Raw genomic sequence first — 25,050 nt, 5'->3', positions numbered from 1 at the left:
TGGTGCCAGTGTAGTCGGTCTTCCCCCGCGTACTTCCTAAGCGTCGAAGCCGATAAAGCGGGTGGGAACCGCGGGCTCATCGCGGGTGAGTGCGAGGCCCTCCCACGGCAGGGTGGTGATGGCCTGGGCCAGGTACTCGCGGGATTCCTCGAGGGTAGGCAGGTTGTCGAGGATCTCGCCGTCGCGCATCAGCGGCACCGTCATCTCGCGGGTACGCAGCGTCCCGGTCTCTGGGCTCTCGGCGGAGAAGGGGAGCACGAGCTCCTCGACGGCCACCCCGGAGGAGCGGTAGGTGCGTAAGGCGCGCTTTGCCCCGCCCTGCGACTTCTTCGAGGAGGAACGCTTGGCCACTGGATGGCCATCGACCTCGACGACCTTGTAGACCATGCCAGCAGTCGGGGCACCCGAGCCGGTGACCACCGAGGTGCCCACGCCATAGACGTCGACGGGATCGCCGCGCAGACCGGCGATGGCGAACTCATCCAGGTCGGAGGAGACCACGATCTTGGTGTTGTGGTTGCCCAAATCATCGAGCTGCTTGCGCACACGGCGGGTGACCGCGGCCAAATCGCCGGAATCGATCCGCACGCCGCCCAGCTCGGGTCCGGCCACCTTGACGGCGGTTTCCACGCCCTTGGTGATGTCATAAGTATCCACCAACAGGGTTGTATCCACGCCGAGAGTTTCGATCTGCCCGCGGAAGGCGGCCTCTTCGTTCGGGGTGCCGTCCTCATTGACGTGCGCCAGCGTCCACGCATGCGCCGCAGTACCGGAGACCGGGATGTCATAGCGGTAGCCGGCCTCCAAGTTGGAGGTGGCCTGGAAGCCTGCCAGATAGGCGGCGCGGGCAGCAGTCACCGCGGCGTATTCGTGCGTGCGGCGCGAGCCCATCTCAATGATGGGACGGCCGTCCGCGGCAACCACCATGCGGGAGGCCGCGGAGGCCACCGCGGAATCGGAATTCATGATGGAGAGGATCACGGTTTCCAGGATGAGACACTCACCGAAGGTGCCGCGCACGGTCAGCAGTGGCGAGTTGGGGAAGTACAGCTCGCCTTCCCGGTAGCCATCGATCTGCCCGGAAAAACGGTAATTGGCCAGGTATTCCTTGGTTGGAGCATCCAGGAAGTCCATCTCCGCCAGCTGTTGGGCCGTGAAGCGGAAGTCTCGGACGGCGCGCAGTACGCGCTCGGTGCCGGCAACAACGCCGTAGCGCCGTTCGTTGGGAAGGCGGCGGGCAAAAACTTCGCAGGCTACCTGGCGGTGCGCGGATCCATCGCGCAGCGCCGCTTGCAGCATGGTCAGCTCGTACTTATCGGTAAGAAGGGCCGTGGAACGATCTGCAGGGTCGTTTCCGGCATCCCGGACGTTATCTGAGGTAGTAGTCACATCGAAGATGCTACTCAGGGCGTCCTAAAAAATCAGCTGTTCTATTCCTCAAGCTGAATGACGACGTAGACCTCGCCGTCGTTATAAGCCACCCCGACGGCCGCGGTGGTCATCCGGCGATCCCGCAGGGCGGCCACGTGGTCGGGGGAGGCCCGGAAGGCCTCGACGAATTCATATGCGCTGGCCTTGTCCACGGGCAGGTGGTGCTGAACCATCTGCACATTTTCTTCCGATGGCTCTTGCATCTTGGTCACCGCGTTGCACTCTGCCTTTTCGCGGGCTGCGGTTTGGCGGTCGATCCAGGGCACCAGTGGGGCTTGGCCGTCTTCCTTACGCCAGGTGTTGAGCGCACCTATCAGCTCCTCTTGGATGGTTTCGAGCTGGCGTTGGACGGGAACGTCGGGAAGCTCGTAGTCGCACGCCTCCGACGTCGGGGGTTCCGCATCCGTCGAGCTGCCGTCGTCGGAGGGGTTGGTCAAGCTCAGCACAGCAGCCACGAGCGTGCCGCCGAGAACGAGCACGGTGAGCACGCGCTGCAGGAGGAGCACGACATCCTCCTTCGCCGGTTGGCGTCCCGCGAGAATGTCAACAACGGCTGGGGGAAGGGAGAAAGAATTCATTGATGCCACCTGGAAACGATAATCAGGTTAAGGGTCGCTGACAGTATAACTGCTCGCGACGCGGAGAATTTTAGCTAGTGTAGAGGGCATGAAAGCGCACAACGAAACGTCCGCGGGCGTGGTGATGAGTTCACCCATGGCCACCCCGGAGCTGGATGAAGCGATTGACGTCGACGTCGCCACGAGCGAAAACCTGCCGTGGATGTGCATTGTCTGGGATGATCCAGTCAACCTGATGAGCTACGTCTCCTACGTGTTCCAGACCGTTTTAGGCTATGACAAGAAGCGAGCCAACGAGCTGATGATGCAGGTCCATACCGAAGGTAAGGCAGCCGTGTCCTCGGGTGAACGCGACAAAGTCGAAGTCGACGTGAAGAAGCTGCAGGTCGCGGGCCTCTGGGCCACGATGCAGCAGGCAGGGTAGGTTATGCAGGCTTGGAAGAAGAAAAAGTCCTTCATGCGCGGCGCCAAGTACACGGCTGTTTTCGAGCCGATGGAGCGCGAAGTCTTGGGTGACCTCACCGCGACGGTGTCTGAGGCCATCATCGCTCGCGCGCAGTCGGCGCCGAAGGATGAGCTGGCGGACATGCTCGACATGCCCACCGGCCACACCGAAGCCCCCGAAGACCCGTCGCTGGCCCGCCTCTTTCCGGACTTCAAGAAGCCGGGGGATGAGGAATTCGATGGAGACAATTCCCTCATGCGCTCGCTCCATGAGAACGACATTGCGCGCGCCAAGCTGGAGAACCTACAGGTCATTAACACCGCGCTGGGGCCGACTGGCGGGGGAGAGGTAGCTATTAGTGAGGAAGAGGCGCATGCTTTCCTCGCGGGGCTTAACGATCTGCGCCTCTATATCGCCGCCGGGGACGTGCCGGAGGATACCCCTGGGGCGGACCGCGATACGCTCGTGGAATGGCTGGCGTTCTGCCAGGATTCGCTGCTCGACGTTCTCATGGACTAGCACCGTGCGCACACTTCCCGACATGGGCTTTTCCGTCGGCCACGTCACACGTGAGGATACCGGCGTCACCGTCATTTACTGCGGCGAGCAGGGGGCCGTGGCCGGCGTCGACGTGCGGGGCGGCGGCCCAGGCACGCGCGAGACGGATCTTTTAGAGCCACACAACACGGTCGAGCGCGTTCATGCGTTTCTTCTGGCAGGCGGCTCGGCCTTTGGGCTGGCCGCTGCGGATGGCGTCATGCGCGGGCTGGAGGAGGCAGGGATTGGCTTCCCCGTCTTTGGGGAGGAGATCCCCGGCCCGCGCGTTCCTATCGTCCCGGGCGCGGTCATCTTTGACCTGCTCGCCGGGCCGCAGCGTCCCTCGGCGGCAGACGGCGAGGCGGCTCTACGCGCCGCGTTGGCAGGACACGACGCCACGAGTGGCAGCGTGGGTGCGGGCACCGGAGCCTGTGCCGGCAAGGTGCGGGGTGGGGTGGGCACCGCGCTTGTCGACGTCTCCCCCTTCTCCGTCGCCGCCGTCGTCGTGGCCAACCCGGTGGGCCAGGTGATCGATGCTGAGACCGGGCGCTTGTTTGGCGCCCCGGGTGCACCAGCCGTCGACGTTGAACGGTTTGCCGCGGCCCGCAGCCTGGCCGAGTCCTTCACGGAATCTTCACGGTTGAACACCACCATTGGTGCGGTGTTGACCGATGCTCCTTTAATCAAGGCCCAGACCAAGCGCCTGGCCCTCGCGGGCCACGATGGCATCGCCCGCGCTGTGCGCCCAGCGCATTCCCCGCTGGATGGGGATACGCTGTTTGCTGCCGCCTCGGGAGTCCGCTCAGCGGAGAAGGGCATCGGCCCGGCGGAGTTGGCGTCGTTAAGCGCAGCTGCTGCCGATGCCGTGGAGGCAGCCATCGTTGACGCCGTGGTGAGTGCAAGCCCAGGGCTGGGTTTGGAGGCGTATTCCTCGCTGCGGGCTTGCTAGAGTTGGAGGCATTATGACGACGAGTGGACCCTTTGGCCAGCAGCATTCGCATGAGCCTAACCCCTTCCAACCCCGCCCCGCTGCCGCGGGACAGGGACAGCAGCCCCTCCTTAATACAGGCGATTCGAAGAATTACACGCGGGCCGGCCGCCTCAAAACAGCCGCGTCTCTCACAGTGGGATTCCTCGCCGTCGAGTGGATCATCCACATCATTAACTTCCTGTTCTTTGGAAGCGAGCTGGGGCAGTACGGCATTCATCCGCTGGACTTCAACGGCATCTGGGGGATTTTCACCGCGCCGCTGCTCCACGCGAACTTCGAGCACCTCATCGGAAACTCGTTGCCTGGTGCGATCTTTTGTTTCCTGATCGGCTTGTCGGGCCGCAAGGCGTGGTGGGAGGTCACCATCATCGTGGTGCTCATTGCCGGCGTGGGCACGTGGCTGCTGGGCGGGCCGGGGACCTCGCATATCGGTGCTTCGGGCATGGTCTATGGCTGGCTGGCCTATCTCATCGTGCGCGGCATCTTTAACCGCTCGCTGGGGCAGTTCCTGATTGGTGTTGGTCTAGGGTTCGCCTACTCCGGCCTCATTTGGGGCGTGCTGCCGATCTACGAGGGAGTCAGCTGGCAGGGCCACCTCTTCGGCGCCATCGGTGGCATCGTCGCGGGCATGGTGATCACCTCCGATGACCCGATTAAGAAGGTCAAGCCCGCGCCTCGGGGAGCGATGCGTTAATGCCTGACGCGACCTCTCCGATCGGGATTTTTGATTCGGGCGTGGGCGGCCTGACTGTCGCGCGCACGATTGTTGAGCAGCTTCCCGACGAATCCATCATCTACATCGGCGATACCGCCCATACCCCCTACGGCCCGCGGCCCATCGCCGAGGTGAGGGAGCTCTCCACCGCCATCGCCGACGAGTTGGTGGAGCGCGGCTGCAAGATGCTGGTGATCGCCTGCAACACCGCCACGGCCGCCTTCCTGCACGATGCCCGCGAGCGCTATGCCATTCCGGTCGTGGAGGTTATCCGCCCGGCCGTGCGCCGCGCCATCGCCACCACCCGCAACGGCAAGATTGGCGTGATTGGTACTGAGGGAACCATTAATTCCGGGGCCTACCAGGATTTGTTCGCCGTCAACCCGAATGTTGAGTGCACGGCCGTGGCCTGCCCGGACTTCGTGAACTTTGTCGAGCGCGGCATTACCGCTGGGCGCCAGATCCTGGGTGTGGCCGAGGGCTACCTCGCGCCGCTGCAGTCGGCGGGCGTCGACACGCTCGTTCTTGGCTGCACGCACTACCCGCTGCTGACGGGCGTCATCCAGCTCGCTATCGGGGATAACGTCACCTTGGTGTCCTCGGCGGAGGAGACTGCAAAGGATGTTCTGCGCATCCTCACCAACACGGACATGCTGGCCCCGGCGGGGCAGGTACCCACACGTAGTTTCGAGTGCACTGGCGACCACGCCACCTTCGAGCGTTTAGCCGCGCGCTTCCTGGGGCCCAAGATTTAGAGCGGGTGAGGATGTACAATCGACCCAAATCCCGCATCCCCCATTGTTTCGTGGAACTATTGAACGCATGAAGCTGACCATCCTAGGCTGTTCCGGCTCGGTGCCCACTGTGGGTAATCCGGCCTCTGGCTATCTCTTGTCTTTCCCCTCTGCTCCGTCCATCATCATGGATTTGGGCCCGGGTACGCTTGCACGCCTGCAGGAACTCCAGGATCCGTGCGATGCACACGTGGCGTTAACTCATCTCCATGCCGATCACTGCCTGGACTTTCCGTCTTTGATGGTGTGGCGCCGCTTCCACCCCACAGAACCCGCAGCCTCCCGCAATTTCTGCCTCGGGCCGTCGACGACTGAGACCCACCTGGGCCGGCTGTCCTCGGATACTCCGGACGGGGTGGATGATATGAGCGATACGTTTGCGTTCAGCCCGTGGGTGGATCGGGAACGCCAGCTTGTCGACGATGTCTATATCACCCCCTTCCGCACAGTTCACCCAGTAGAGACATATGCCTTGCGGGTGGAGCACACCAAGACCAGCGCCACCCTGTGCTATTCCGCGGATTCGGCCTATACGCCCGCACTCGTTGAAGCTGCCCAGGGCGTGGATGTTTTCCTCTGTGAGGCCGCATGGGGCGAGACCTCGGAGGACAAGGCCCCGGACATGCACATGTCGGGGGCAGAAGCCGGGCGTCTGGCGCGCGAAGCAGGGGTAAAGAAGCTGGTGCTCATTCACCTACAGCCGTGGGGCGATGTCGCCGCAACATATGCCGCCGCTGCCCGCGAGTTCGACGGAGAGATCGTCGTCGGCGCCGCCGGGATGGAGCTTGACTTTTAGCACGCGCGGTAGGGTAGTGGGCATGACTGATTTCACTCGTGCTGATGGTCGCGCGCTCGACCAACTCCGTAGCGTTCGCATTACCCGCAATTTCACCACCAACCCGGCTGGGTCGGTGCTGGTGGAGTTCGGCAATACCCGAGTCATGTGCACGGCTTCCGTGGAATTCGGGGTGCCGCGCTTCAAGAAGGACTCCGGCGAGGGCTGGTTGACCGCCGAGTACGCCATGTTGCCTGCGGCCACCCACGACCGCATGCCGCGCGAGTCGATGAAGGGCAAGGTCAAGGGACGTACCCACGAGATCTCCCGCCTGGTGGGCCGCAGCCTGCGCGCCGCCGTGGACCTGTCCGAGCTGGGGGAGAACACCATCCAGCTGGATTGCGATGTGCTGCAGGCAGATGGCGGTACCCGCACGGCGTCGATTACCGGCGCGTATGTGGCGCTGGCTGATGCGATTGCTTACCTCAAGGAGGAGGGCGTCGTCCCGGGCGAGCCGCTGCTGGATCCCATCGCTGCGGTTTCCGTGGGCATCATCGATGGTCACGTGTGCTTGGACCTGCCCTATGAGGAGGACTCCCGCGCGGAGGTTGATCTCAACGTGGTGATGCAGGAAGGCGGGGACTTCGTCGAGATTCAGGGCACCGGTGAGCACGGGCTGTTTGGCCGCGCGGAGCTCAACGACATGTTGGACGTTGCCCAAGCCGGCTGCGCCCAGCTTATCGACGCTCAAAAGGCGGCCCTCGGATGGTAAAACTCCTCGTCGCTTCGAATAATGCCAAGAAGCTCAAGGAGCTAGAGAAGATCCTCGCCGACGCCGGCATTGAGGGCATCGAGCTACTCCCTCTCTCCGCGGTGGAGGCCTACCCAGAGCCGGTGGAGGATGGTCGCACGTTTGCTGATAACGCACTGATCAAGGCGCGCGCCGGGGTGCAGCACACCGGTTTGGCGACAATCGCGGATGATTCCGGCCTCGCGGTGGAAGAACTCAACGGCATGCCAGGTGTGCTCTCTGCTCGGTGGTCGGGCGGCCACGGTGACGATGAAGCCAATAACCGGCTGCTGCTGGGGCAGATGTCCCACGTGCCCGCCGAGCGCCGCGCGGCTGCCTTCGTGTCGGTCTGCGCGCTGGTGACCCCGGATGGGCAGGAGCACGTGGTGGAGGGCCGCTGGCCAGGCTCCTTGCTCACCGCCCCGCAGGGCGAGAATGGCTTTGGCTACGATCCGCTCTTCCAACCCGAAGGTGAATCCCGCTCCGCCGCGGAGATGTCCCCGGAGGAGAAGAACGCTGTCTCGCACCGCGGCCGCGCGCTGGCACAACTGCGCGAACCCTTAGCGGCGCTTGCCGGCCAAGCCTAAGCCTCCGCCCGCCATCACCACGAGTCCCAGCATCCGCCGAGCAATATCCGCAAGCCTCGGCGTCCGCTAGCTTGGCAGGTTGATGGGGGACCAAACTAAAAGGACCGCCTGCGCACATTCTGCGAAGACCACCTGGGGAAATGCAGAAGCTACCTCGCAGATGGTCCTGTGGCTTTGGTCTCTCCGCACATGGTTCTACTCATATGGTTCGCCTGCCCCCAAACGAACCTTCTGTAGTGCTTTAGGTGGCTTCTTTGCCCCCAAAAGAACCCGATGAGGGGAACCATATGACTAAAACCATTTGGGGCAGGGCTGGGGTAAAGAAAAGCCCGCACGGAAAACTCGCGCGGGGTTTGAAATTGTGCGCCCGGTGAGACTTGAACTCACACGTCATAAGACACTAGAACCTAAATCTAGCGCGTCTGCCAATTCCGCCACGGGCGCTGGTTTCGTTGCTGCGGAGCGCTCTTTGCTCTGCGCAACGGTCACTAGCCTACAGGGCGGCAGGCCATAGACGGAAATCCACTTTTCTGGGCGTGGTGGGTAGGCTGTTCAGAGTGAGCACCAACCCAGCACCGAAAAAGCGGATGAAGGTTCGATGGTGGCACATCGTCCTCATCGTGATCTTCGTCGTGCTCTTTTTGTTCCTTGCTTACTGGCAATGGACGCGGTTCCGCTCCGGTTCGGGAACCTTCCAGAACTTGGGATACGCCTTCCAATGGCCGCTGTTCGCGGTATTTGTTGTTTACGCTTACCGCACCGCCATGCGCTACGAGAATGAGCGAATCGATGCCGAGAACGAAGCCCTCCAGCGGGGAGAAGAGCCAGCCCAATATGAGGCAGAGGACGTGCGCGCGGCCAAGGAGCACACCGAGACTAAAATCGACGAAGATTTCCTACCGCCCCGTCCGCAGATTGATGTGGAAACCTTCAACGCTATGAACAAGCAGCGCCGCCGTCGCGGCACCGAAGAGGAGAATTTATGAGCAACCCAGTGAACAACGCTGTCCATCCTGACCGCCAGGCGCGTATCCGTGGCCCGCTGAAGTTCTTTTCCATTGCCGCCACGATTACCGGTATTTTCCTTCTCATTCTTGTCGCGCGCATGATCCTGCAATACGGCGTGGGCATGGAGATGCCATCGTGGGCTACGCTCATCGCCCAAGCGCACGGCGTGGCCTACATGGTCTACCTCGTATCCATCCTGGTCCTCGGTCCGCGCGCCATGTGGCCGGTGGGCAAGCTCTTTACCACGGCGCTCGCCGGTGTTGTTCCGTTCCTTTCCTTCTGGATGGAGCACAAGCGCCGCACTGAAGTTGTTGAGCAGTTCCAGCTTTAAGAGTCTTCTACCGGCACCATCGTGAGGTTGGCGCCAAAATCGACCACGTCCTGGGCTATGTCCGGGGATAGGTCAGTTGTTGTGATGACCGTGTCGACCTGGTCAAAGGTGGCCACTCGGTGGGCCGACATGCGGGTGAACTTCTCTGGTGTGGTGACAACGATGACACGTCGGGCCGCTTTAAAGTAGGCCCGTTTGATGGTGGCCTCGGTAAGGTTCGGGGACATAAGGCCCACCGACGGAGTGCACGCGCAGACACCCACGATTGCTAAGTCGAAGCGCATGGACATGACTGTGTCAACCGCTTCCGCCCCGTACACCGCAAGATCGTCGCTATTGACGGTTCCGCCTGGAATTAGGACGTCGCTGCCCGGCGTCTTGGCTAATGCTGCGCCCGCGTACAGAGACATCGCTAGTGCTGTGATGTCCATTCCGGCGAGGTTGCGGGCGACCGCTGTGGGGGTTGTACCCGAGTCGATGAGAACACAGGAGCCGGGCTCGACTAGTCGTGCCGCCTCTGCGGCAATAGCGCGTTTGCCAGCGGGGTCCTCTTTCCGGCGAACCTCTAGGGGATAGCGGGCACCCCGTCGCACAGCGGGGCGAGCGCCGCCATGAAAGCGCGTGAGGGCCCCAGCTTCTTCCAGCTCAGTGAGATCTCGGCGGATGGTAATCGCGGAGGCCCCAGTGAGTTCTTGTAGTTGGTTGACCGTTTTGCTCCCCGAGTCAACCGCCCAGATGATTCTGCGCTGGCGTTCTTCCTTGTCCATGGCCCTGATGATATAGAACTGAAACGACCATATACAGTGAACGTTTCGATCTTTATTCTGTGGCTAGGCAAGGTAAAAGTCCTTGTCACAAGGCTTCAGGACAGGTGATTGAAATGCGTAGGACGGTAACCCTTGGGCTTTTAATGAGCGAGCGTTTGGCTGCGGATGTGGCACGCTACGCACCACACGGAGTGCGTGTTCGGTGGATCAGTACGGAAGAGGAAGCACGCGCGTGCGACGGTGTGGTTCTCGACGCCACAGAATTCGATGGAGTCCTCCCTGGTCACGTGGTGTTGGTGCTAGGCGACGTCAACGGGGTCACCGAAGAGCGTCTCCGGCGTTCCGGGGCGGTGGTTATGCACCGCCACTTGCGCACGGAGCTTGACACCTTGTTGATGGCCTTTGGCGCCTTCGTGGATCAACAGGCCCTCATCAGGGCAAGGTAAAAGCAGTGTGTGTGTGGCTGGGTTCAGATTGAAGGGCTAGTCTGAAAGGCATCTTTTTCTGAATCACACAAAGGACGGGCTTTATGTCTCCTCGCAAACTAAGCACCACCCTCATCGCCCTCGTGGTGCTGTTGTCGCTGGCCTGCGCTGCGCTTGGTGTCTACGCCGTGCGCCAGCCGCACGAGGTTTATACCGCGCCGGTGCAGTCAACCAACACGCAGGTCGTTAAGGCTGTCCAGCGCGAAGAGCAGGTGGTCTTGCTCAGCCTGGGTATCCAGGGGCTGGCGGAGAAATCTTCCGTGGGTCAGGTCTTAGGCGTGAAGGTTCCGTGGACTAGCCGAACACAATTTGTGCAGTATTCCTATAAAGCCAAGCTCGGTATCGAAGGCAAGGACGTTCGCGTCACTGAGACCGGCGAGCATGCCTACACTGTCCACATCCCGGACTTCATCTTCATTGGGCATTCCGATGAAGAGTTTAAGACCGCCGTGGAAAACAACGGCGTGCTCAGCTGGACCACCCAGCCGATCGACGCCGCATCTACAGTGTCGGATGTCCTCAGCGCCGATAAGAAGCGCGAGGACATCGACGACAACCGCGAGCTCCTGCAGGACCAAGCTCGCAATTTCTATGAGGGCATCATCCGTGGCGTTGACCCCGAGGCCCAGGTCACCATGGAGTTCAGCTAGTCCTCACGTCGAGTGACCTTTTGCGTGGAATGATCCTTTTTCTACGTCGAGTGTCCCCCGTACGTGGAATGAACTATGTTCATTCCACCTCCGTGAACTTGCGGTCCCAGTAAGCTCGCACCGGGTTAGCGTCCGCAAGGAGGATATCGAAGCGGTCATTGGCAATCTCGATGATTTCGCTCAAGACCACGCGCTGCTCCAGCTCATCCGAGTTGGACAAGCGGCGCACGCCCGCATCGATCACGCGATCGGCCGAGTCATTGGTGTCCAGGTATGCCACGAACGGCATGTCGAAGCGCTCGCGATAGGCCTGTGAGACGTCGATAAGCTGCTGCGTTTGAACATCGTCGAGGTCATCCAGGGCCAGGGAACCGCGGTCGGCGGAGATGGTGGCGGCCGTGTCGGAATCGGCCAGCAGCAGCTCATCCATCGCCGGGTAGTCGTGGATCAGTGCGCGGCGTTGGTCGCTCGGGGCGGTAAGCACCGTGACCTGGATTGCCTCCCGCAGTTGGCTGACGTCCTGGAAGGGGCGCAGTTCCCAGGCGGCTTCGAGCGGCCAGGTTTCGTTGTTGAAGAGCGGGCGCAGTGCGCTGACGAAGCTATCGCGGTCCATCTCGTTGAGCTCCTTGAGCGAGACGCCGGCGCCGTCGAGGCGGCTGACATCATCACCGGATTGCGAGCCGACGTGGAAGAAGAGCAAGTTGAGCAGGATTGCGGTGATAGCGCCGATGGACATTCCGGAGGAGACGAAGATCTGCGCCCACTCCGGGAAGGCAGTCGCTACGTCCGGCTTGAAGGTGACGAGCATGGCTAGCCCCAGCGCGGTGGTGACGATGGCCGCGTTGCGGCCATCACTAATGTCTTCCTTCGCAATGGTCTGCAGGCCCGCCCAGGCAACGTTGGCAAACAGTGCGAGGGAGGCGCCGCCGAGCACCGGGGAGGGGATAGCCGCCACGATGGCTGCAGCCTTGGGTAGCAGCCCCAGGATGATCATGAAGCCCGCTGCTGACACCGCGACCCAGCGGGACTTCACACCGGTGAGGCGGACGAGGCCGACGTTCTGCGCAAAGCAGGTATAGGGGAAGGAGTTCATCACGCCACCAAGGGTGGTGGAGAGACCGTCGGCGCGAATAGCGCGCACAACGTCATCGCGCTTGATGCGCTTCTTCACAATCTCACCGGTAGCGAAGACATCGCCGGTGGTTTCCACCATGGTGATGATCATGACGATGATGAGGGAGAGAATCGCCATGATGTCGAACTTCGGCATACCGAAGTAGAAAGGCGTCGTCATGCCTATGGCATCGGCCTCGCGCACGCCGTCAAAGGAAGTATCGCCGAACACGAAGGCCACGCCCGTACCAATGACCAAACCAAGCAACACCGACAGCGTGCCCAGGAAACCGCGGAAGAAGCGTTGCACAACAATGATGATGGCCAGCGTGCCGAAACCATAGAGCAGATCGCGTGCGGCCGGGACCCCGTCAGCGTAATTGACAAAGTCATTTGCTGAGACCGCCAGCAGCGACGTACCCATGACCAAGAGCACGGTGCCGGTAACAATCGGCGGGAAGTACTTGAGCACGCGTCCAAAGACCGGCGCGGCGAAGAAAGTAAAGATACCGGCAGCGATAATTGCGCCATAAATCGTGGGCAGTGGCTGGTCACCAGCGCTCATGCCGATGGCAATGATGGGGCTCACCGCCGTGGTGGTTACGCCCTGGATGATGGGCAGCCGGACGCCGATGTGCTTGCCGACGCCCACCGCCTGGATCAACGTCGCCAGACCACAGGTCAACAAGTCAGCGTTGATGAGGTGGATCGTGGTGGCCTCATCCAGCCCCAGCGACCCCGCGATAAGCAGCGGGACGATGACCGCGCCAGCGTAGAAAGCGAGGACGTGCTGCAGACCGAGCGCAGCTAACTTGGGCGCTGGCGGGACAACATCAACGGGGTGCGTTGGGGGAGTGGCAGGGCTAGCGGTAGCGGCGGTGTCGGACACGCGGGGAGGCTCCTTGCTAAAAAGCGAGACGAGGATACTGCGCATAACAATAGAGCGCGGCGCGGACAGGCACCAAGAACTTGCCTGGAAGGTGTGGGAAAGGCCACGTCAGGGGGTGATTTACCCCCGCATCTAACCGTACGGTCGTTACCTATGAGAGAGCTGACCAGTGTGGTGCTAAAACCAGCCCGTTCGGTGGCATGGGGCCCGCATTTGCCGATATGAGGTTATGCGTCCGTACCCCTACTATTGGCTACAGAGAGGGGTTCGGTGACGATACGCGTTGACCGAATTGCCCGTGAGCCGAAGTCACCCACAGCCCTTCTGCGACTAAGTGTTACGCGTCGTGCGAACTATGAAGGGAGTCAAAATAGTGACCACCGCAACGGAACAGTCTGTGCAGTTCGAGGCATGGAAGGGCTTTGAGCCCGGCCCGTGGACTGAAAACATTGACGTTCGTGATTTTATCCAGCGCAACTACACCCCTTATGACGGGGACTCCTCCTTCCTCGCTGGGCCCACCGAGAAGACGCAGCGCGTGTGGGATCATTTGGAGAAGAATTACCTGTCCGTCGAGCGCCAAAAGCGCATCTTCGACGTAGACACCCACACCCCAAGCGATATCGACGCCTTCCCGGCTGGGTACATCTCCGAGGACGATGACGTCATCGTTGGCCTGCAAACGGATACGCCGCTCAAGCGCGCCATGATGCCCAATGGTGGTTGGCGCATGGTCAAGCAGGCCATCAAGGAAGCCGGTAAGGAAACCGACCCGGAGATCGAGAAGATCTTCACGCGCTACCGCAAGACCCACAACGATGCAGTCTTCGATATCTACACCCCGCGCATCCGCGCAGCGCGTTCCTCCCACATCATCACCGGCCTGCCGGATGCCTATGGCCGTGGCCGCATCATTGGTGACTACCGCCGCGTGGCACTCTACGGCGTGGATTACCTCATCGCTGAGAAGGAGGCTTCCAAGCACGCAGTCGGTGATATCGGATTCTCCGAGCACTGGGCACGCTACCGCGAGGAGCACGCCGAGCAGATCAAGGCGCTGAAGAAGCTCAAGGTCATGGCTGAGTCCTATGGTTTCGATATCTCGAAGCCCGCGAAGACCGCCCACGAGGCAGTGCAGTGGACCTACTTTGGCTACTTGGCCTCCATTAAGTCCCAGGACGGCGCCGCCATGTCCATCGGCCGCCTCTCCGCATTCTTCGACTGCTACTTCGAGCGCGACCTTGCCGCTGGCACCATCACCGAGGAAGACGCCCAGGAGATCATCGACCAGCTCGTGCTCAAGCTGCGCATCGTGCGCTTCCTGCGCACCGAGGACTATGACCAGATCTTCTCCGGTGACCCGTACTGGGCAACCTGGTCCGATGCCGGCTTTGGCGACGATGGCCGCCACATGGTGACCAAGACTTCCTTCCGTCTGCTGCAGACGCTGATCAACCTGGGCCCGTCCCCGGAGCCGAACATCACCATCTTCTGGGATCCGCAGCTGCCGGCGGGCTACAAGGAATTCTGTGCCCACATCTCGATTGAGACCTCCTCCATCCAATACGAGTCCGATAAGCAGATTCGTGAGCAGTGGGGCGACGACGCCGCAATTGCGTGCTGCGTGTCCCCGATGGCCGTCGGCAAGCAAATGCAGTTCTTCGGTGCCCGCGTCAACGCTGCGAAGGCCCTGCTCTACGCCATCAACGGCGGCCGTGACGAGGTCAGCGGCAAGCAGGTCGTGGACGGCTATGAAGCAATCCAGGGAGACGGCCCGCTCGACTTCGACGAGGTCTGGCAGAAGTACGAGGAGATGCTGGACTGGGTTGTGGGCACCTACGTTGAAGCCCTCAACATCATCCACTACTGCCACGACAAGTACGCCTACGAGTCGATCGAGATGGCGCTGCACGATTCGGACATCGTGCGCTCCATGGGCTGCGGTATCGCCGGCCTGTCCATCGTGGCGGACTCGCTCTCCGCCATCAAGTACGCCAAGGTCTACCCGGTGCGCGATGATTCCGGTCTGATCGTGGACTACAAGACGGAAGGTGACTTCCCCTTCTACGGAAACGATGACGACCGCGCCGATGACATCGCCGCCACCATCGTTCACACCGTGATGGAGAAGATTAAGGCCATCCCGATGTACCGCAACGCTATCCCCACCCAGTCGGTGCTGACCATTACCTCCAACGTTGTCTACGGCAAGGCCACCGGTGCCTTCCCGTCCGGCCACGAGGCGGGCACCCCGTTCGCGCCGGGCGCCAACCCGGAGAACGGCGCGGATAGCCACGGCATGGTTGCCTCCATGCTGTCGGTAGGCAAGCTGGACTACAAGGATGCACTCGACGGCATCTCGCTGACCAACACCATCACCCCGTCCGGATTGGGCCGCACCCCGGAGGAGCGCATCACCAACCTGGTGGGCGTCCTCGACGCCGGCTTCATCATGGATTCCGAATAGACCACATCCACACCACTTCCTAAGGAGAACACAACATGGCAACCAAAACTTTCGACGAGCGCCTCGCTTCCATGAAGGCCAGCCGCACCGCCAACAACATGAACTCGGGCCTCTACCACGCCAACATCAACGTCCTGGACAAGTCCACCCTGGAGGACGCCGTTGAGCACCCGGAGAAGTACCCGAACCTCACGGTTCGCGTTTCTGGCTACGCGGTGAACTTTGTGAAGCTCACCCGCGAGCAGCAGCTCGACGTCATCTCCCGTACCTTCCACCAGGGCTCCTAAATGGCAGATGGCATTACCGGCGTCGTGCGTCTTTCTCCGGAAGAAGGGGAAAAGGTGCGCGGCGCCGCCGCCGGTTTAGGAACGGATAATGACCTCGAGGGCTACACCCGCCCGGAGTTGATGCAGGCTCGCCGCTCTGGCGATGTCGCGCTCGTGCACTCCTGGGAGCTGGTGACGGCCGTGGATGGGCCTGGAACCCGCATGACCATGTTCATGTCGGGTTGCCCGTTGCGCTGCCAGTACTGCCACAATCCAGACACCATGGAGATGAAGGTCGGCACCTTGGAGCGCATCGAGGATGTGGTCAAGCGCATCAAGCGCTATAAGCCCGTCTTCAAGGCCTCCGGTGGTGGGCTGACCATTTCGGGTGGTGAGCCGCTCTTCCAGATCGCCTTCGCGCGGCGCCTGCTCAAGGAAGTTCACGATGCAGGCATCCACACCACGATCGACACCTCGGGTTACCTCGGCGCGCGCCTGCGCGATGAGGACCTGGACAATATCGACCTGGTGCTCTTGGACGTCAAGTCCGGTGACGAGGAGACCTATAAAAAGGTCACCCGGCGTGAATTGCAGCCGACGATCGACTTTGGGGATCGCCTCAACGCCATAGGCAAGCCGGTCTGGATCCGCTTCGTGGTGGTGCCGGGGCTTACCGACTCCCCAGAGAACGTCGCCAACGTTGCGCGCATTGTCTCCCGCTGGAAGAGCAACATTGAGCGCATCGAGGTGCTGCCCTTCCACAACATGGGTGCGGACAAGTGGCACGAGCTGGGCTACCCGTACACCCTGGAGGATACGAAGCCGCCGAAGCCGGAAGACGTCGAAGCTATCCGCGAGGTGTTCCGTAAGGAAGGTTTCGTGGTCTACTAGAAGCATGAAACGCTTCGGCCACACCATCAAGGAACACATCATCTCCGTCCCCTGGGACTATGACAATCCCGCCGCGGGGGAGTTCGAGCTCTACGCCCGGGAAATCATCCCACCGGGCGGTGAGAATTACCCGGCGCTGCTCTATAACCAGGGCGGGCCGGGTTTCCCGGCGCCGCGGCCGACGGGTGCCACTGGGCTGATCGGAAAGGGCCTGGAGCGCTACCGCTGGATCCTCATGGACCAGCGCGGCACCGGGCGCAGCCACCGCATCGATGAGCTCAGCCCGGCAGAGGATCGCACGGCGCAGCGCTTGGCGCAGCTGCGGCAAGAAAATATCGTGCGCGATGCCGAGCGCCTCCGCGAGCACCTCGGCGAGGAGTCCTGGGATCTCTTCGGCCAATCCTTCGGCGGCTTCATCATCACCGCCTATGTTTCGATGTTCCCGCAGTCCATTGGGCGAGCCTTCCTTACCGGCGGCCTGCCCACCCTGACCAAGGGTGCGGATGATCTCTACCGCACCACCTTTGGCAAGCTCAAGGTGCGTCACGAACGTTTCTATGCCCAGTTTCCGTGGGCACAAGCACGCATCGAGGAGCTCATCCACCACCTGGACAACTCGGAAGAGCTGTTGCCGACAGGGGAGCGCCTGTCCTCCCGCCGCTTCCGCACTATCGGCATCGAACTGGGCCGTGGTACCGGATTCGATTCTCTGGGCTACCTGCTGGAGGAGCCTTTCCGCACCGTGAACGGTGAGAAGCGCTTGCGTTCGGACTTCCTCAACGACGTGGGGCAGCGCGTGAGCTTCCAGGCTGGCCCGCTGTATGCGGCCATCCATGAATCTATCTACGGCGGCGTCGGCGGCCAGGCCGTCACCGGCTGGGCTGCTCACCGCGTGCGCGAGGAATTCCCCGAGTTCGCCGAAGGCGGCACCTATCTGACCGGTGAGCACATTTTCCCTTGGCAGTTCGATGAGGACTCGGCGCTGCGCCCCTTCAAGCAGGCCGCCGAGGAGCTCGCCGCCCACGAGTGGGCAAGCTCTCCGTATGACGCCGCCAAGCTTGCCGACGCCCCCGTTACCGCCTCCGCCGCCATCTACCTCGACGATATCTTCGTGCCCTTCGAGGATTCCCTAGCCACGGCGGAGACCTACCGCGACTTGCGCCCAGTGGTGACCAACCGCTTCCAGCACAACGGTATTAGCGAGGACGGCGCGGGGATCTTGGGTGAGCTCTTCCGGGTAGCTGACGAGCGTTAAGCGCTTCGACTGGGCTCGGGGAGTAGTCTCCCTCGCCGTGTGGCGGTGGTCACCGTGTGGCACACTGGTTAGGAAAATCTAAATCGAGCAGAAAGGATAAGCCTATGGCCGGTCTCATCGTCATTGGCGTGATTCTCCTACTTATTATTGCCACCGCCTTCGACGGTTTCTTCATCGTCCGGACGAAGGAAGCCGCCATCATTGAGCGCATGGGTAAGTTCGTGAACGTTGCTCACGCAGGCTTGCACTTCAAGCTGCCCTACGTCGACCGCGTGCGCGCCAAGATCAGCCTGCAGATCCGTCAGCTCGACGTCATGGTGGAAACCAAGACCAAGGACAACGTCTTCGTCCAGATCCCGGTTGCCGTGCAGTACGAGGTAGTCCAGGGTAGCGAGCGCCAGGCTTTCTACACTCTGTCCAACCATGAGCAGCAGATTGTTGCCTACGTGCAGGACAACGTCCGTTCCTCCGTAGCAAACATGAACCTGGATGATTCCTTCTCTTCCAAGGACACCATCGCCCGCAACGTAGCGATGTCCCTGCGCGATAACATGGCCGCCTACGGCTGGAACTTCGTTAATACTCTGGTCACCGATATTCGCCCGGATGCTCGCGTGCGCGAGTCCATGAACTCCATTAACGCGGCGCAGCGTGAGCGCGAGGCAGCCGTTGCCCAAGCGGAGGCCGAGAAGATTCGCGTGGTCAAGGAAGCCGAGGGTGCGGCCGAGGCTAAGAAACTGCAGGGTCGCGGTGTGGCTGACCAGCGTAAGGAGATCGTCGAAGGTATTGCCCAGCAGTATGAGCTGCTGCGTGCTGCCGGCGTGCAGGAGAACCCCGAGACCCTCATGCTGGTTTCCCAGTACCTCGACGCCATGGTGGACGTAGCCGACCGCGCCCACACCAACGTGCTCTACATGCCGTCTAACCCGGGTGGCATGCAGGATCTCTTCGGCGGTATGCGCGATACTTTGCTGTCCACCAACGCTATTAACGAAGCTCCGAAGCCGAAGGTGCCGGCCGGCGAAGCAAAGCACAGCCGCGAGAACGCCGCTGCTGAGCGTCGCCGCCGTGAGGAGCAGGAGCGCCGCGAGCGCGATGAGCGTGCCCGCCGCGATGCTGAGCTGATGGAGCAGGCGCAGCGCGCCCAGCAACAGGCACAAGAGCAGGTGCAGAACGCACAGCAGGGCCAGGGCTTTGGTCAGTTCTCCGGCTTCCCGGCCCCGCCGCAGGGCAACAACCAGCCGCAGAGCGCGCGCGACTACTTTGACCAGCTGCGCAACCAGCTCAACAAGGACAACTAAACACAGTTAAAACACACAAAGAGGGCCTTCCCCCAGTTTGGGAAGGCCCTCTTGTCGTTGCCCTACACGGCGTATGGAGTGGCTAGGCACTGCGAATAATAAGACGCGGTGCCTAGCGCGCTACTTACTTGGTGTAGCCGATGTTCTCCACCTCGATGACGGCGAAGGAGTTGGCACCGAAGTTCGCGATGTCCGGGCTGGTAGCCACCATGGCCGGGCCGTTGTAAATCGGCATGATGCCGAACTGACCCAGTGCTTCCTTCTCCAGCTTGTTGGCTTCCTTGATCTGCTCGTTTGGATCGGCGATCTGGGATAGCTCGTCGATCTTCTTGTCCATCTCCGGGGTACCCGTGCCGGAGCGGTTGAGCTGGGAGCCGGAGCGGTAAATCTGGCCGAAGTAGGCCACACCGAACGGATCGCCGGAGGAGAAGCCCATGGGGAAGACATCAAAGTCATAGGAGGAGGTGATCTTGGAGAAGTCCGCGGACGGGCGCTCCTCCACCTTCAGGTCCACGCCGATGTCCTTCATCATCTTCTGGGTGGCGGTGGCCAGGGCCTTGCTGATGGAAGAATCACCCAACAGCGTGTAGCGCATGGACAGCTTCTTGCCGTCCTTCTCGCGGATGCCGTCGCCGCCTTCCTTCCAGCCGGCCTCGTCGAGCAGGGACTTAGCCTTCTCGGCATCGAACTTCACCACAGACCCGAAGTTGTCCTCGTAGCCCTCCTGGGTCTGGTACAGGTTGAAGGATCCCGGCAACTCCTCGGTGTAGCCGTTGAGGCCGTTGAAGCGGATGCCGGACAGCGTGGAGCGGTCGATACCGGTCATGATGGCCTCGCGGACCTTGGCATCGGAAAGAATCTCGTTCTTGGAGTTGAGAACGATGAGCGAGTTGGACGGGGCCATGGCGGTGCGGATCTCAATGCCCTGCATGTCCTTGACTGCAGCCAGGCGCTCCTTGTTGCCCACGCCGGTGGCGTCAATCTCGCCGGCCTTGAACGCGTTGATGGAGGCCTGATCCTCCATCTGACGGTAGGTCACCTTGTCCAGGAAAGGCTTATCGCCCCACCACTTCTCGTTCGGGACGAAGGTAGCGCTGCCGCTCTGGAAGTCAACGTTTTCAACCTTGAACGGGCCCGCGCCCCACTCTGGGTGGACCTCACCGAGGTAGGCTTCGTTGAACTTCTTGGCGGAGTCAATTTGCGGCGGGAGCAGGATGTTGAACAGACCCTGCCACCAGGGGTATGCCTGCTTGAAGGTGATGACGGCCTGCTTGTCGTTCTCACCTGGCTCGACGGACTCGATGAGCTCGTAGCCATCGGTGGAGGAGACGTTAGCCTCCTCGTCCTCACCGTTGTTGAACTTCCAGGTGTTCTCGAAGGCCTTCCAGTCAATCGGGGTGCCGTCGTTGTACTGGGCCTTCTCGTGGATGGTGTAGGTGACGACGGTCTTGCCGTCCTTCTCCTCGTCCTTGACGTCCGTGATGTAGTCATTGTTGACGTGGAACTCGCCGGATCCGTCGAAAAGACCGATCTGCGGGTTGTAGAACTTCCAGACGTCGCTGGTGTAGCGGGTACCGTCGGCCTGGAAGGGGTTCTGCTGCTGGGAGATCTCGGTGATGGCCAGGCGCAGCTCGCCGCCCTGCTTGAGCTCGGAGCGGTCCTTGGCGTTGTAGGATCCGTCCAGCTTGACGTCCAGCTTCTCGCCGGCTGCGGAGTTGCTGGAGTCCTTGGAGCCATCGGAGCTGCCGGAGCCGCCGTCGGAGGCGCAGCCGGTGAGAATGAGGGCAGAGGCGGTGACCACTGCGAGGGCGGTCCTGCGGAGCTTCATGTTCATTTTTGTGTCCTTTCGAGAGGAAACATGGAGACGGGGAGTATTTAGTTATAAGTCTTGCTAAGCCGGGGTTTCGGCGGGCTGGTAAATCTCGCGCACCCGGTCACGTTCCACGGCTGGGTCTGGCACCGGGATGGCGGAGAGCAGCGCGCGGGTATAGGCGTGTTTGGGGTTGTCGAAGACCTCGTCCGTGGGGCCGTATTCCACGAAGTCGCCCTTGTACATCACGGCGACCTTGTCGGAGAGGTGGCGCACAACGGAGAGGTCGTGGGCGACGAACACCAAAGAGATGCCCAGGCGGTTCTTCAGGTCGTGCAGCAGGTTGATGATGCCGGCCTGGATGGAGACGTCGAGGGCGGAGACGGGCTCGTCGAGCACCACGATGGAGGGGTTGGTGGCGAGCGCGCGGGCCAGGCCGATGCGCTGGCGCTGTCCGCCAGAGAAGTGTCCGGGGAAGCGGTCCACCTGGTGGGATTCGAGGCCGACGAGTTTCATCAGCTCACCCACGCGCTGGCCGACGTCCCCCTCGTACCCCAGCGATTCCAGCGGCTCAGCGATGATCTCACGGATGGTCATGCGCGGGTTGAGCGAGCTCATTGGATCCTGGAAGACGATCTGGATGTCCTTGCGCAGCTTGCGGCGTGCCGACGCACTCAAGCCGGAGGTGTTGGTGCCGTTGACCACGATGGTGGAGCCCTCTGGAGGGTTGAGGTCCATGATCTCCAGCAGGGTGGTGGTCTTGCCTGAGCCGGACTCGCCCACGATGGCGAAGCACTCGCCCTGGTGGACATCGAAGCTGACGTTCTTGACCGCGTGCACGGTGCCGACGCGGCGCTTGAGAATCGCTCCCTTGATAAGCGGGAAGTCCTTGACCAGGTTCTTGACCTCCAAGGTGACTGGCCGCTTCTCATAGGGTGTGTCACCCAGCGAGTCCGGAGAGATCGTGGGCAGCGGGTACATGCGTTCACCACCGATCGTGCCGTCCTTAATCTCATCGGAGCGCAGGCAGGAGGCGAAGTGGTTGGGGGCGTCGTCCAGCGCGCGCAGCTCCGGCTCCACGGTGCGGCACTCTGACTGCACTACGGGGCAACGGTCGGCGAAGGGGCACTCGGCAGCAACCTCGATGAGGCGTGGTGGGGTACCGGCGATAGGCGTGAGAGGCTCATCGGTGGCCTTGTCCACGCGCGGCGTGGAACCGAGAAGCCCGACGGTATAGGGCATCTTGGGGTTGTTGAAGATGGTGTCGACATCGCCGAGCTCCACCGGGCGTCCGGCGTACATGACGAGAACGTCGTCGGCGGTGCCGGCGACCACGCCCATGTCGTGGGTAATCATGATGACGGCCGCACCGGTTTCGCGCTGCGCAACCTTGAGCACCTCCAGGATCTGAGCCTGGATGGTGACGTCGAGGGCCGTGGTGGGCTCGTCGGCGATGATGACGCGCGGGTTATTCGCCATGGCGATGGCGATGACCACGCGCTGACGCATACCACCGGAGAACTCGTGCGGGAAGGACTTCACGCGCTTGTCCGCCTCCGGAATGCCGACGAGTTCGAGCAGGCGAATGGCCTCCTTCTCCGCCTCCTTCTTGGAGACATCGCGGTGGGTCTGGATGGCTTCGATGAGCTGGTCGCCGATGGAGAACACCGGGGTCAGGGAGGAGAGCGGGTCCTGGAAGATCATGGCGATGTCCTTGCCGCGGATCTTCGACATGTCCTTGTCGGACTTGCCGATGAGCTCGGTGCCGGCATAGACCACGGAGCCTTCCACCTTGGCGTAATCCGGCAGCAGGCCCATAACCGCCATTGAGGTGACGGATTTACCGGAGCCGGACTCGCCCACAATGGCCAGGGTGCGGCCCGGCATGAGATCGAAGTCAACGCCACGTACGGCGTGGACGGAGCCGGCCTCCGAGGGGAAGGTGACGGACAGATTACGTACGGACAGAACCGGGTCGGCGGACGCGGCGGGATCGGTAGCGCGGCTGGCCGGGACGGCGTTGGCGTTATGCGCAGTATTCTGCGGGGTCATGCTCGGCCTCCAGAGTTCGAGTTGGGGTCAATGGCGTCGCGCAGACCGTCGGCGATGAACGCCATGGAGACGGTCAGCAGCGTGAGGATGCCTGCAGGGAAGTAGAAGAGCCAGGGTGAAGCCTCGACGGCGTTGGCGCCGCCGGCCAGGAGGGTGCCCAGGGAGACGTCGGGAAGCTTCACGCCCAAGCCCAAGAAGGACAGCGCGGTCTCCGACATGATGGTGGACACCACGCCCAGGGCCGCTTGGATGATGAGCAGCGAACCGATGTTGGGCACTACGTGGCGGAAGATGGTGCGCAGGCGCGAAACACCCATGTAGTCCGCGGCGCGGACGTAGTCGTTCTCGCGCACGCTGAGCGCCATGGCCCAGATGACACGCGCCGGGTACATCCAGCCGAAGACGATGAGCACCACGATGAGCAGCTTCCAGTCACCGCCGGAATCGGAGACCACCAGAGCGATGAGCAGGAAGGTCGGGATTGCCAGCAGGAAGTGGATGACGGCCAGGATGACCTTTTCCACCGCGCCTCCGTACATGGCCGCGGCCGCGCCGATGAAAGCGGACAACACCGTGGATGCTATCGACACGATAAGCGCAATGATGAGCGAGCGGCCCAGGCCGTGGACGGTTTGCGCGAAGAGGTCGTTACCGGAATCGGTCGTGCCGAACCAGTGCTCGGAGGAAGGTCCGGTGGACAGGTTGAAGAAGTCCGGCTCATCGAAACCCCAGGGGGTCAGCAGGCTGCCAAAGATGGCCAGCAGGGTGAGCAACACGAAGATGACGAGGCCGACGGCCGCGAACTTGTTGCGGAAGAAGCGGCGAACGTACAGCTTGAGCTTTGAGGTGCCGCGGAACTCGTTGCTGGAGAACTGCTTGCGCTGTGCGTCATCGACATCGACGCCGGAACCAAGTGCGGACTGTGCGCTGGGTTCGGTCTGCGGTGAAAAGTCAGCAGTGGCGGTATGCGGGCGCACGCCAAGGTTGTCCGCGGCGGTGTCGATAGCGAGATCGTTGCGGCGGTGGCGTTGCGGCTGACGTGCTGCCGAGCGCGGCGACGTGGATTTCTTTTCTGGAGACATTTAGCTCACCCTTACTCGCGGATCGAGGGCTACGACGACGAGGTCAGCCAAGATTGCGGAGAAGGCAATCATGACGGCGCCGAAGGCGGCGACGGCGGTGGTGCCGTTGACATCGTTGCGGCTGATGGTTTCGATGAAGTACTGGCCCATTCCCTTCCACGCGAAGATGGTTTCCGTCATGATGGCGCCGGTGAAGATACCGGGAACGGAGAAGGCCACGGAGGTCGCAACCGGGATGATGGAGGTGCGCAGGGCGTGCTTGCGAATAGCCTGCGCACGGGTCAGGCCCTTGGCGCGGGCGGTGCGCACATAATCGGCGTTCAGGTTATCCAGCAGCAAGGTGCGCTGCATCATGTGATACCCGGCGTAACTGATGATGATGAGGGAAATGGACGGCAGGATGAGGTGCTGCGCCATATCCAGAAGTTTGGGGAAGAAGCCCTCGACGCCGAGGCTGGACGCGCCCGTCACATAAACCACGCGGTGGCCGGTGACGCGGTTGATCCACAGGCCACCGGCAACAACCAGAATGGAGGCGACGACCACGTGGGTGTTCATCGTGATGATGGAAACACCCTGCCAGAAGCGGTCAGCCGCTTTGTATTGGCGGGAAGCGGTGTAGACACCGAGGCCAACGCCGATGATGACGGAGAGGATTGTGGCGACGAGCAGCAGCTGCGCCGAGACGAGCGCGCGGTGAGCGATTTGCGCGCTGACCGGGTCGCCGAGAGGGGAGGTACCCCAGTCCCAGTGGAAGAGAATGTTAGAGAGCCAGCCCCACCAGCGCTCAATAAGCGGGGTCTCAGGATTGAGTCCGAGCGGAGTGAGGATGCGGCCGATTTCTTCCGGCTCGAGTGGTGGGTTGCGGCCGACATAATTTGATCGGGGATCAAGGAAGGTTGCGGCCAGGAGATACGCGATATTAGTCGCGAGGAAGATGACTACCAGCCAGCTGGCGGTCTTCTTGATGATGTACTTGAACATCACTATTCCTTCGCAGGGTTTGTCTCGGCAGATTCGGTGACTATGGCGGCCGATAA

General features: G+C 61.7%; 25 protein-coding genes and 1 tRNA gene. 17 read left to right on the top strand and 9 right to left on the bottom strand.

The window, feature by feature from the left end:
- Positions 1–36 precede the first annotated feature (36 nt).
- Both HMPREF3009_RS07075 and HMPREF3009_RS07070 read right to left on the bottom strand, forming a co-directional pair.
- Positions 37–1,389, bottom strand: coding sequence for a nicotinate phosphoribosyltransferase (locus HMPREF3009_RS07075; protein ID WP_083312725.1), 1,353 nt, complete (start codon positions 1,387–1,389; stop codon positions 37–39).
- Positions 1,390–1,430: 41 nt separating this feature from the next.
- On the bottom strand, positions 1,431–2,009 hold the full coding sequence (locus tag HMPREF3009_RS07070; protein WP_070680968.1) for a spore germination YkwD domain-containing protein: 579 nt from the start codon (positions 2,007–2,009) through the stop codon (positions 1,431–1,433).
- A gap of 88 nt (positions 2,010–2,097) precedes the next feature.
- Here HMPREF3009_RS07070 and clpS point away from each other — a divergent pair, with 88 nt between their 5' ends.
- The 8 genes from clpS to rdgB all read left to right on the top strand — a co-directional run bounded on the left by clpS (position 2,098) and on the right by rdgB (position 7,643).
- Positions 2,098–2,433 (top strand): ATP-dependent Clp protease adapter ClpS, encoded by a 336-nt coding sequence (gene clpS / locus HMPREF3009_RS07065; RefSeq protein WP_083312724.1) that lies wholly within the window; start codon positions 2,098–2,100, stop codon positions 2,431–2,433.
- Positions 2,434–2,436: 3 nt separating this feature from the next.
- Positions 2,437–2,973 (top strand): DUF2017 domain-containing protein, encoded by a 537-nt coding sequence (locus tag HMPREF3009_RS07060; RefSeq protein ID WP_070680965.1) that lies wholly within the window; start codon positions 2,437–2,439, stop codon positions 2,971–2,973.
- A gap of 22 nt (positions 2,974–2,995) precedes the next feature.
- The gene (locus tag HMPREF3009_RS07055; protein ID WP_070680962.1) at positions 2,996–3,940 is read left to right on the top strand and encodes a P1 family peptidase; all 945 of its coding nucleotides are present in this window, start codon (positions 2,996–2,998) and stop codon (positions 3,938–3,940) included.
- Positions 3,941–3,953: 13 nt separating this feature from the next.
- Complete coding sequence (locus HMPREF3009_RS07050; protein WP_232751589.1) at positions 3,954–4,676, top strand: rhomboid family intramembrane serine protease; 723 nt, start codon at positions 3,954–3,956, stop codon at positions 4,674–4,676.
- On the top strand, positions 4,676–5,452 hold the full coding sequence (murI, locus tag HMPREF3009_RS07045) for a glutamate racemase (RefSeq protein WP_070680959.1): 777 nt from the start codon (positions 4,676–4,678) through the stop codon (positions 5,450–5,452). The genes HMPREF3009_RS07050 and murI overlap by 1 nt, the downstream gene beginning before the upstream one ends.
- A 67-nt stretch (positions 5,453–5,519) precedes the next feature.
- On the top strand, positions 5,520–6,287 hold the full coding sequence (locus HMPREF3009_RS07040) for an MBL fold metallo-hydrolase (protein WP_070680956.1): 768 nt from the start codon (positions 5,520–5,522) through the stop codon (positions 6,285–6,287).
- Between the two features lie 22 nt (positions 6,288–6,309).
- Positions 6,310–7,038: a ribonuclease PH gene (gene rph / locus HMPREF3009_RS07035; protein ID WP_046647369.1), complete on the top strand. Its 729-nt coding sequence runs from the start codon at positions 6,310–6,312 to the stop codon at positions 7,036–7,038.
- A complete protein-coding gene (gene rdgB, locus HMPREF3009_RS07030; RefSeq protein WP_070680953.1) occupies positions 7,032–7,643 on the top strand; it encodes an RdgB/HAM1 family non-canonical purine NTP pyrophosphatase in 612 nt (203 codons plus the stop codon). Before rph ends, rdgB begins: the two co-directional genes overlap by 7 nt.
- 362 nt (positions 7,644–8,005) lie before the next feature.
- On the opposite strand, the gene HMPREF3009_RS07025 is transcribed toward rdgB, so the two are convergent.
- A tRNA-Leu gene (locus tag HMPREF3009_RS07025) sits at positions 8,006–8,087 on the bottom strand.
- A 143-nt stretch (positions 8,088–8,230) separates the two neighbouring features.
- Between HMPREF3009_RS07025 and HMPREF3009_RS07020 the strand changes: the two genes are divergently transcribed.
- Positions 8,231–8,629 carry a hypothetical protein gene (locus HMPREF3009_RS07020; protein WP_070680951.1) on the top strand — a complete coding sequence of 133 codons (399 nt, stop codon included), beginning with the start codon at positions 8,231–8,233 and terminating at the stop codon, positions 8,627–8,629.
- Complete coding sequence (locus tag HMPREF3009_RS07015; protein ID WP_046647365.1) at positions 8,626–8,982, top strand: DUF3817 domain-containing protein; 357 nt, start codon at positions 8,626–8,628, stop codon at positions 8,980–8,982. The genes HMPREF3009_RS07020 and HMPREF3009_RS07015 overlap by 4 nt, the downstream gene beginning before the upstream one ends.
- Here HMPREF3009_RS07015 and HMPREF3009_RS07010 read toward each other — a convergent pair.
- Positions 8,979–9,749: a DeoR/GlpR family DNA-binding transcription regulator gene (locus HMPREF3009_RS07010; protein WP_046647415.1), complete on the bottom strand. Its 771-nt coding sequence runs from the start codon at positions 9,747–9,749 to the stop codon at positions 8,979–8,981. The two genes, HMPREF3009_RS07015 and HMPREF3009_RS07010, sit on opposite strands and share 4 nt — an antisense overlap.
- A gap of 143 nt (positions 9,750–9,892) precedes the next feature.
- Here HMPREF3009_RS07010 and HMPREF3009_RS07005 point away from each other — a divergent pair, with 143 nt between their 5' ends.
- Both HMPREF3009_RS07005 and HMPREF3009_RS07000 read left to right on the top strand, forming a co-directional pair.
- Positions 9,893–10,195, top strand: a complete 303-nt coding sequence (locus tag HMPREF3009_RS07005) for a hypothetical protein (protein WP_232761007.1) — start codon at positions 9,893–9,895, stop codon at positions 10,193–10,195.
- 83 nt (positions 10,196–10,278) lie between these two features.
- Positions 10,279–10,884, top strand: a complete 606-nt coding sequence (locus HMPREF3009_RS07000; RefSeq protein WP_046647363.1) for a hypothetical protein — start codon at positions 10,279–10,281, stop codon at positions 10,882–10,884.
- A 79-nt stretch (positions 10,885–10,963) separates the two neighbouring features.
- On the opposite strand, the gene HMPREF3009_RS06995 is transcribed toward HMPREF3009_RS07000, so the two are convergent.
- Positions 10,964–12,931 (bottom strand): solute carrier family 23 protein, encoded by a 1,968-nt coding sequence (locus HMPREF3009_RS06995; RefSeq protein WP_369816111.1) that lies wholly within the window; start codon positions 12,929–12,931, stop codon positions 10,964–10,966.
- Positions 12,932–13,241: 310 nt separating this feature from the next.
- On the opposite strand from HMPREF3009_RS06995, the gene pflB reads away from it, so the two are divergent.
- From pflB to HMPREF3009_RS06970, 5 genes are all read left to right on the top strand, one after another.
- Positions 13,242–15,353 (top strand): formate C-acetyltransferase, encoded by a 2,112-nt coding sequence (gene pflB / locus HMPREF3009_RS06990; protein ID WP_232761008.1) that lies wholly within the window; start codon positions 13,242–13,244, stop codon positions 15,351–15,353.
- A 35-nt stretch (positions 15,354–15,388) separates the two neighbouring features.
- Positions 15,389–15,640 (top strand): autonomous glycyl radical cofactor GrcA2, encoded by a 252-nt coding sequence (gene grcA2, locus HMPREF3009_RS06985; RefSeq protein ID WP_070525314.1) that lies wholly within the window; start codon positions 15,389–15,391, stop codon positions 15,638–15,640.
- A complete protein-coding gene (pflA, locus tag HMPREF3009_RS06980; protein WP_070680940.1) occupies positions 15,641–16,510 on the top strand; it encodes a pyruvate formate-lyase-activating protein in 870 nt (289 codons plus the stop codon). It begins immediately after the preceding gene.
- Positions 16,511–16,514: 4 nt separating this feature from the next.
- The gene (locus HMPREF3009_RS06975; protein WP_070680937.1) at positions 16,515–17,765 is read left to right on the top strand and encodes an alpha/beta fold hydrolase; all 1,251 of its coding nucleotides are present in this window, start codon (positions 16,515–16,517) and stop codon (positions 17,763–17,765) included.
- A gap of 104 nt (positions 17,766–17,869) precedes the next feature.
- Positions 17,870–19,066: an SPFH domain-containing protein gene (locus tag HMPREF3009_RS06970; RefSeq protein ID WP_049155768.1), complete on the top strand. Its 1,197-nt coding sequence runs from the start codon at positions 17,870–17,872 to the stop codon at positions 19,064–19,066.
- 124 nt (positions 19,067–19,190) lie between these two features.
- Here HMPREF3009_RS06970 and HMPREF3009_RS06965 read toward each other — a convergent pair whose 3' ends face one another.
- Genes HMPREF3009_RS06965 through HMPREF3009_RS06950 form a run of 4 tightly spaced genes read right to left on the bottom strand, consistent with a single transcriptional unit; the run spans position 19,191 to position 24,994 of the window.
- Positions 19,191–20,900, bottom strand: a complete 1,710-nt coding sequence (locus HMPREF3009_RS06965; RefSeq protein WP_049155772.1) for an ABC transporter family substrate-binding protein — start codon at positions 20,898–20,900, stop codon at positions 19,191–19,193.
- Positions 20,901–20,957: 57 nt separating this feature from the next.
- Positions 20,958–22,928: an ABC transporter ATP-binding protein gene (locus tag HMPREF3009_RS06960; protein WP_070680934.1), complete on the bottom strand. Its 1,971-nt coding sequence runs from the start codon at positions 22,926–22,928 to the stop codon at positions 20,958–20,960.
- Positions 22,925–24,010 (bottom strand): ABC transporter permease, encoded by a 1,086-nt coding sequence (locus HMPREF3009_RS06955; RefSeq protein ID WP_070509741.1) that lies wholly within the window; start codon positions 24,008–24,010, stop codon positions 22,925–22,927. The genes HMPREF3009_RS06960 and HMPREF3009_RS06955 overlap by 4 nt, the downstream gene beginning before the upstream one ends.
- Positions 24,011–24,994: an ABC transporter permease gene (locus tag HMPREF3009_RS06950; RefSeq protein WP_049155780.1), complete on the bottom strand. Its 984-nt coding sequence runs from the start codon at positions 24,992–24,994 to the stop codon at positions 24,011–24,013.
- Positions 24,995–25,050: the final 56 nt, after the last annotated feature.

It is taken from the genome of Corynebacterium sp. HMSC034H07 (assembly GCF_001815175.1).
In the GTDB taxonomy this organism is placed as follows: Bacteria; Actinomycetota; Actinomycetes; order Mycobacteriales; family Mycobacteriaceae; genus Corynebacterium; species Corynebacterium hiratae.
The sequence above is the reverse complement of the archived record's forward strand: the minus strand, read 5'-3'. Positions and strand labels throughout refer to the sequence as shown.